Annotated in this window: 7 protein-coding genes and 1 riboswitch; of the genes, 4 read left to right on the top strand and 3 right to left on the bottom strand. The window is 48.2% G+C overall.

All coding sequences use genetic code 11. The annotated features are described in order from the left end of the window. Positions 1–6: 6 nt before the first annotated feature. Together AACP44_RS08115 and AACP44_RS08110 are read right to left on the bottom strand one after the other, a co-directional pair. Entirely contained in the window at positions 7–1,239 is a 1,233-nt protein-coding gene (locus tag AACP44_RS08115; protein WP_339340022.1) for an AmpG family muropeptide MFS transporter, read from the bottom strand. 38 nt (positions 1,240–1,277) lie between these two features. Next, positions 1,278–1,760, bottom strand: a complete 483-nt coding sequence (locus AACP44_RS08110; protein WP_339340021.1) for a YajQ family cyclic di-GMP-binding protein — start codon at positions 1,758–1,760, stop codon at positions 1,278–1,280. A 120-nt stretch (positions 1,761–1,880) separates the two neighbouring features. Between AACP44_RS08110 and cobU the strand changes: the two genes are divergently transcribed. The 4 genes from cobU to cobS are packed head-to-tail and all read left to right on the top strand — an operon-like array spanning position 1,881 to position 4,867. After that, entirely contained in the window at positions 1,881–2,411 is a 531-nt protein-coding gene (cobU, locus tag AACP44_RS08105; RefSeq protein ID WP_339340020.1) for a bifunctional adenosylcobinamide kinase/adenosylcobinamide-phosphate guanylyltransferase, read from the top strand. Beyond that, a complete protein-coding gene (gene cobT, locus AACP44_RS08100) occupies positions 2,408–3,460 on the top strand; it encodes a nicotinate-nucleotide--dimethylbenzimidazole phosphoribosyltransferase (RefSeq protein ID WP_339340018.1) in 1,053 nt (350 codons plus the stop codon). Before cobU ends, cobT begins: the two co-directional genes overlap by 4 nt. Next, positions 3,457–4,089 carry a histidine phosphatase family protein gene (locus AACP44_RS08095; protein WP_339340016.1) on the top strand — a complete coding sequence of 211 codons (633 nt, stop codon included), beginning with the start codon at positions 3,457–3,459 and terminating at the stop codon, positions 4,087–4,089. The genes cobT and AACP44_RS08095 overlap by 4 nt, the downstream gene beginning before the upstream one ends. 4 nt (positions 4,090–4,093) lie before the next feature. Then, entirely contained in the window at positions 4,094–4,867 is a 774-nt protein-coding gene (gene cobS, locus AACP44_RS08090) for an adenosylcobinamide-GDP ribazoletransferase (RefSeq protein ID WP_339340015.1), read from the top strand. Here the strand turns inward: cobS and bluB are convergent. Then, positions 4,864–5,535, bottom strand: coding sequence for a 5,6-dimethylbenzimidazole synthase (bluB, locus tag AACP44_RS08085; protein ID WP_339340014.1), 672 nt, complete (start codon positions 5,533–5,535; stop codon positions 4,864–4,866). The two genes, cobS and bluB, sit on opposite strands and share 4 nt — an antisense overlap. A gap of 182 nt (positions 5,536–5,717) precedes the next feature. After that, positions 5,718–5,853: riboswitch (cobalamin riboswitch) on the top strand. Positions 5,854–5,887: the final 34 nt, after the last annotated feature.

Genomic DNA, 5,887 nt, shown 5'->3' with positions numbered 1-5,887 from the left:
TTGTTTCTATTGCTGCTTCCAAGGCGCCACTTTGAACAGTAATAACATCCCTGGCACGGCAATGAATGCACAGAGTAAAAAGAAACTGGTCCATCCGGTATATTCAACGATGACACCGGTGACCGCATTGGCAAAAGTTCTGGGCAGCGCTGTTAACGCTGTTAATAAGGCAAACTGAGTGGCGACATAACGCCTGTCGGTTTCTCTGGCAATAAAAGCCACAAAGGCGGCGGTGCCAAGCCCAACCCCTAAATATTCAAACGCGATTACCCCTGCCAACAGCCATAAATTGGCCCCCACTTCGGCCAATATAGCAAAACCGAAAATACTGACTAATTGCACGGCACCAAAAATCCATAGGGCACGGTTAATACCCAACTTAATCATCCAGATACCGCCTAGTAGCCCGCCAATAATCGCTGACCATAGGCCCGCATTTTTTGCCACTACACCGATCTCGGTTTTGGAAAAACCCAAATCCAGATAAAACACCGACGACAAGGCCGTTGCCATACTGTCACCGACTTTATAAAAAAACATAAACGCCAAGATCAGTAAGGCTGAGGACAAACCTTTGCGGGTAAAAAATTCTTTAAACGGCTCAACAACGGCTGATTGCAAGGTGGCAGGCGTGCCAGCCACTTTAGGCGGCTCTTTGACTACCAGCGTCATCACAATACCAAACAGCATAAATGCCGCCACAATCCAAAACACCAAAGCCCATGGCAGATGATCGGCTAGAATTAAGGCCAGTGAGCCCGGCACCAAACCGGCTATGCGATAGGCTTGCACATGGATGGAGTTACCCAAGCCCAGTTCATTATCAGGCAAAATCTCACGGCGAAAAGCATCCAATACCATATCCTGACTGGCACTAAAAAACGCCAAGGCCAGCGCCATATAAGCCACTGTCATCAATGATAAAGCGGGGTCAAGCAGACCAAATAAGCCGATCAATAGCAGACAGGCAATCTGCATCGGCAATAGCCAACCGCGACGACGTCCTAAAAACGGCGGCGTATATCGATCCATTAAAGGCGCCCAGAGAAACTTAACGGTATAGGGCAGACCAACCAGAGCAAACAAACCGATCTCCGCCAAGCCTGCCTGATTATCCCGCAGCCATACCTGCAGCAATTGAATAATCACATAGAGCGGCAAACCGGAACTAAAACCGGTAAACACACAGATCAACATACGACGATTAAAAATCGCGCTTAGCAGTTCGGAATTGATCAAAAATGATCCTTAGCGTTGCTGTTATTATTTTAGAACAATTACTCTCTGAAATTATTAAACTGCAAGGGCTGGCCCAGTTCCTGTTCGCGCAAAAACGCCATCACCTGTTGCAGGTCATCGCGCTTTTTACCGGTTACCCGCACCTGATCGCCCTGTATCTGGCTTTGTACTTTGATTTTTTGCTGTTTCACCAGTTTGACAATTTTTTTCGCCAAATCAGCGTCAAGACCATGTTGCAGAGTCACCAATTGCTTAACCTGCTTGCCTGCCGTTTCTATGTCACCTGTGGTCATGGCCAGCGGATCTATTTTGCATTTGATTAACGCAGTACGCAGCATATCTTCCATTTGCGTAATCTGAAAATCCGCTTCCGCAAAAATCGTCACGGTTAATTCGTTGCGTTCAAACTTGGCTTCTACCCCTTTAAAGTCAAAGCGGGTTTGAATAATACGCCCCGCCTGATCCACCGCATTGGTAAATTCGTGGCTATCAACTTCAGAAACAATATCAAAGCTGGGCATCGGTTTTTCCTTAAAACTTGGCAGAATCAGTGGGCAGTTTAGCAATAATGATTGTTGGGCACGAGTAGATTATACTCTCTCTCCCTTTATTTATTATTGATTGCTGGCGCTATTATCGCTATGAAACAACTAATCCTCGGCGGTGCCCGTTCCGGCAAAAGCTCTCTGGCCGAAACACTGGCCAAAGCTAGCGGTAAAGAGGTTATCTATATTGCCACTGCCGATGCACGCTATAACGATTTATCCATGGATCAACGGATTCAGCACCACCAGCAAAACCGGCCTTCTGAGTGGCCAACGATAGAAGAACCCGTATTACTCGCCGAGCAGCTAACACAACAGGCCAGTGCGCAACATTGTCTGTTAGTCGACTGCCTAAGCTTATGGTTAAGCAACTGTTTAATGCAGGATGATAACAGCGTTTGGCAGCAGCAACGGCAACAACTGCTCGATACCTTGGCAACACTGCCCGGCGACCTTATTTTAGTCGGCAATGAAGTCGGCTCCGGCATTATTCCCATGGGCGAAATTAATCGTCGCTTTGTCGATGAAACCGGTTTTCTGCATCAGACATTAGCCCAGCAGTGTGATCGCGTGATACTAACAGCAGCGGGTTTACCCTTGGTATTAAAAGGGGAGCCTTTATCATGAGCTGGCTACAGCAAGCCATTAAAAGCCCTTGCGAAACCGCTATATTGGCAGCAACAACACGCCAGCAGCAACTCACCAAACCACCGGGCTCGCTCGGTCAGCTAGAAGCGCTGGCTATCCAACTAGCCGGACTGCAAGCTAGCGAACAGCCTAAAATAGAACAGATCGCTATCAGTATTTTTGTCGCTGACCACGGTATTGCCGATAAGCAAGTCTCTGCCTTTCCACAAGCTGTGACGGCAGCAATGATTAAAAACTTTGCCCACGGCGGTGCTGCTATTTCCGTCTTAGCCCAACAATTAAACGCCAAACTGCGTGTCTCAAACCTCGGCACGGTTAGTCAATTAGACGCCATAGCAGGGGTTGAAGATAACCGCCTTGCCGCTGGCACTGCAAACTTTGCCGAAGCATCGGCAATGACCGAAGAGCAATTACAACAAGCACTGGCTATTGGCAAAAATCATATTGATGATGCCACTGATAAAGCCAATGCTGATCTATTTATCGGTGGTGAAATGGGAATTGCCAATACCACCTCAGCCACCGCTCTGGCCTGTGCCCTACTGCAAAAACCGGCCGCGGAGCTAACCGGCCCGGGCACCGGCATTAACCGCGCAACACAGCAACATAAACAGCAGGTGATTGAAGCCGCACTAGCCATGCATCAGCTCAACGCCGATCAGCCGCTTGACTGTTTACGGGTTGTTGGCGGTTTTGAGATTGCAGCATTAACCGGTGCTTTTATCCGTGGCGCACAAATGGGTCTACCGCTATTGGTTGATGGCTTTATTGCCTCTATCGCCGCCCTGACTGCCCTAAAATTTCAACCCGATATTGCCCCATGGTTAATCTTGGGCCACCAGTCCGCCGAACCCGGTCATCGCGCTGTCGTTGCCGCCATGGATAAAACTCCGGTATTACAATTACAAATGCGCCTTGGCGAAGCTAGCGGCGCCGCCTGCGCTGTGCCTTTATTGCAACTAGCCTGTGCACTACACAATAATATGGCCACTTTCGACAGCGCCAATATCAGTACAGCCACCATATGATGACTCGCAACGACCAAACCACCACTATCGATATTCTGCGCCATGGGCAGACGGTGGCCGATGATATTTTGCGCGGGCGTATTGATGTGGCGTTATCAGATAATGGCTATCAACAAATGCAAGACCGGCTTAGCCCACTAATAAACCCCACAGCACCTTGGCAACAAGTGGTCACCTCACCGCTGCAACGCTGTGCGGTCTTTGCCGAACGTCTTAACCAGCAGCACGGCACTCCGGTCGCCATTGATGACGGTTTTTTAGAAATGGATTTTGGCGATTGGGATGGCAAAGCTTTTGATGAACTGAAACAACAAGATCCTGAGTTGTTTAGTAAAATCTGGCGGCAACCTCATCTCTATAGCCCGCCCAATGGCGAGCCCTTTAGTGACTTTTCTGCTCGTATTGGCTTGGCATGGGAAAACTTAATAGAGCAATATGGTGGTAACCATATTTTGCTGATTTGTCACGGCGGTGTTATCCGCGCTTTACTGGGTCATATTCTGGAAACACCGCTGACCGCACTCTCCAAAATTGACGTGCCCTATGCCTGCCTCAGCCGTATTAAGGTTTATCACCAACAAGGTGAAGCGGATTGGCCGCAATTAATTTTTCATAACTTTGATCCATAGGTTAATGATGAACACTTGGTTAAAAGCACTGGCAACTGCGTTTATTTTTTTAACGCGTATACCGATGCCCACATTTGACAGCATTGAGCCGGAAGATGAAGGGCGTTCATTATTATGCTTTCCCGTGGTTGGTTTAATCATTGGCTTGTTGCTGCTGGTACTGGCAAAAGCCCTATTCCCTCTAACCTCACCGCTGGTGATTGCCGCATTGCTGGTTGCCTTTTGGGCTGCGATTACCGGCGGACTGCATCTGGATGGTTTAGCCGATAGCGCAGATGGTTGGTTAGGTGGCATCAATGATGTTGATAAAACGCTGGAGATTATGCATGACTCACGCTGTGGCAGCGGCGCTCTGGTCGCTGTTATCTCTGTGCTGCTGGTAAAATTTGCGGCATTAACGGTGATTGTCGAGCATCAATTATGGCTAGCATTAATCATTGCCCCAATACTAGGCCGCTGTGTAGCACCGTTATTATTTGTTCCTGGCTCATTTCCGTATACGACCTATGTGCAGCCTTCAGGCATTGCCAAACATTTTATTGAATATTGTCCTGCCATGGCACGACGCACCACTTTAGCCGTCGTGATTATCTGCGGCTTGATCATAGGCGATCTCTCTGCCGGCATAATGGTTATCGGCAGCTGTGTACTGATGTTATTTTTATTGCGACGCCTAATGCTACAACGCTTGGGTGGCGCTACTGGCGATACCGCAGGGGCAGCTACTGAAATGATTGAAGTGACTGTTTTATTAAGCGCTGGAATCGTGCTTATTTAATCACGCTTATGCGCATTATGCGCCTTATCCGCTTGCCAATGATTTTCCATCACCACATCGGCTAACTGGCCGCTTGTTATCCAGCCTTCCTGTGTCAACATCGGCTCATCATAAAACTTTTCAACATGACCCAAACATAGAATAGCTATAGGCTTGGTGTCATCGGGCATTTCTAATAATGCGCGCACAGCATCGGGATCAAACATCGATACCCAACCCATACCCAAGCCTTCAGCCCTTGCCGCCAACCAGATATTTTGAATCGCGCAGGACACTGAGGCTAAATCCATTTCCGGCAAAGTGCGACGACCAAACACAAAATTGTCGCGCTTATCCATCAAGCCCACTACCAACACCTCACCACAGTCTCTAATCCCTTCAACTTTTAACTGCATAAACTTATCTTCACGCTGTTGCAAAGCCTGAGCGGTTTTAATCCGCTCCTGCTCGACCAACTGATGCAAAGACTGACGGATAGCAGTATCGCTTATGCGAATAAAACGCCATGGCTGCATCATCCCGACACTGGGGGCAGCATGCGCTGCAGCTAATAATTTTTGTAAAATATCGGGATCAACTGGAGCCGATAAAAAATGTCGCATATCACGCCGCTGATAAATTGCGCTATAGACAGCTTGCTTGTCATCTTCAGAGAATGAATGGCTCATTAGTTTGATTTTAATATTTTGTTGTCAGTAGAAATGCTGCGGCAGTATAACAAAGATGCTGGTATTATTTGCAAACTGGTAAGCTGCGGCCATCGAACTTTCGATCCATTGCCTTGACCCACCACCTTGACTTACCCCCATAAAAAACCTAAGGTACGCGCCAACTGTAGCAGGTGTTGATCTAACGAACTCGCTGTATGAGCCTCGTTAAATCACTGAAATGGGAAGTCCGGTTAAAATCCGGCGCTGCCCCCGCAACGGTAACTGGGTGATCATATCACCAGAAGCCCGATACCAGCCTTTTGCAGCGCACCACTTTAAGGTGCATAACGATGATGCGGAGGGCGTCGTC

It is taken from the genome of uncultured Oceanicoccus sp., assembly GCF_963968385.1.
GTDB lineage: Bacteria > Pseudomonadota > Gammaproteobacteria > Pseudomonadales > Dasaniaceae > Oceanicoccus.
Note: the sequence above shows the minus strand (reverse complement) of the source record. Positions and strands in the feature narration are given on the sequence as shown.

Excerpts from the sequence above, each read along its gene's own strand:
- AACP44_RS08110 (WP_339340021.1), bottom strand. The coding sequence starts at position 1,760 with ATGCCCAGCTTTGATATTGTTTCTGAAGTTGATAGCCACGAATTTACC.
- cobT (WP_339340018.1), top strand. The coding sequence starts at position 2,408 with ATGAGCTGGCTACAGCAAGCCATTAAAAGCCCTTGCGAAACCGCTATA.
- cobS (WP_339340015.1), top strand. The coding sequence starts at position 4,094 with ATGATGAACACTTGGTTAAAAGCACTGGCAACTGCGTTTATTTTTTTA.
- AACP44_RS08095 (WP_339340016.1), top strand. The coding sequence starts at position 3,457 with ATGATGACTCGCAACGACCAAACCACCACTATCGATATTCTGCGCCAT.
- cobU (WP_339340020.1), top strand. The coding sequence starts at position 1,881 with ATGAAACAACTAATCCTCGGCGGTGCCCGTTCCGGCAAAAGCTCTCTG.
- bluB (WP_339340014.1), bottom strand. The coding sequence starts at position 5,535 with ATGAGCCATTCATTCTCTGAAGATGACAAGCAAGCTGTCTATAGCGCA.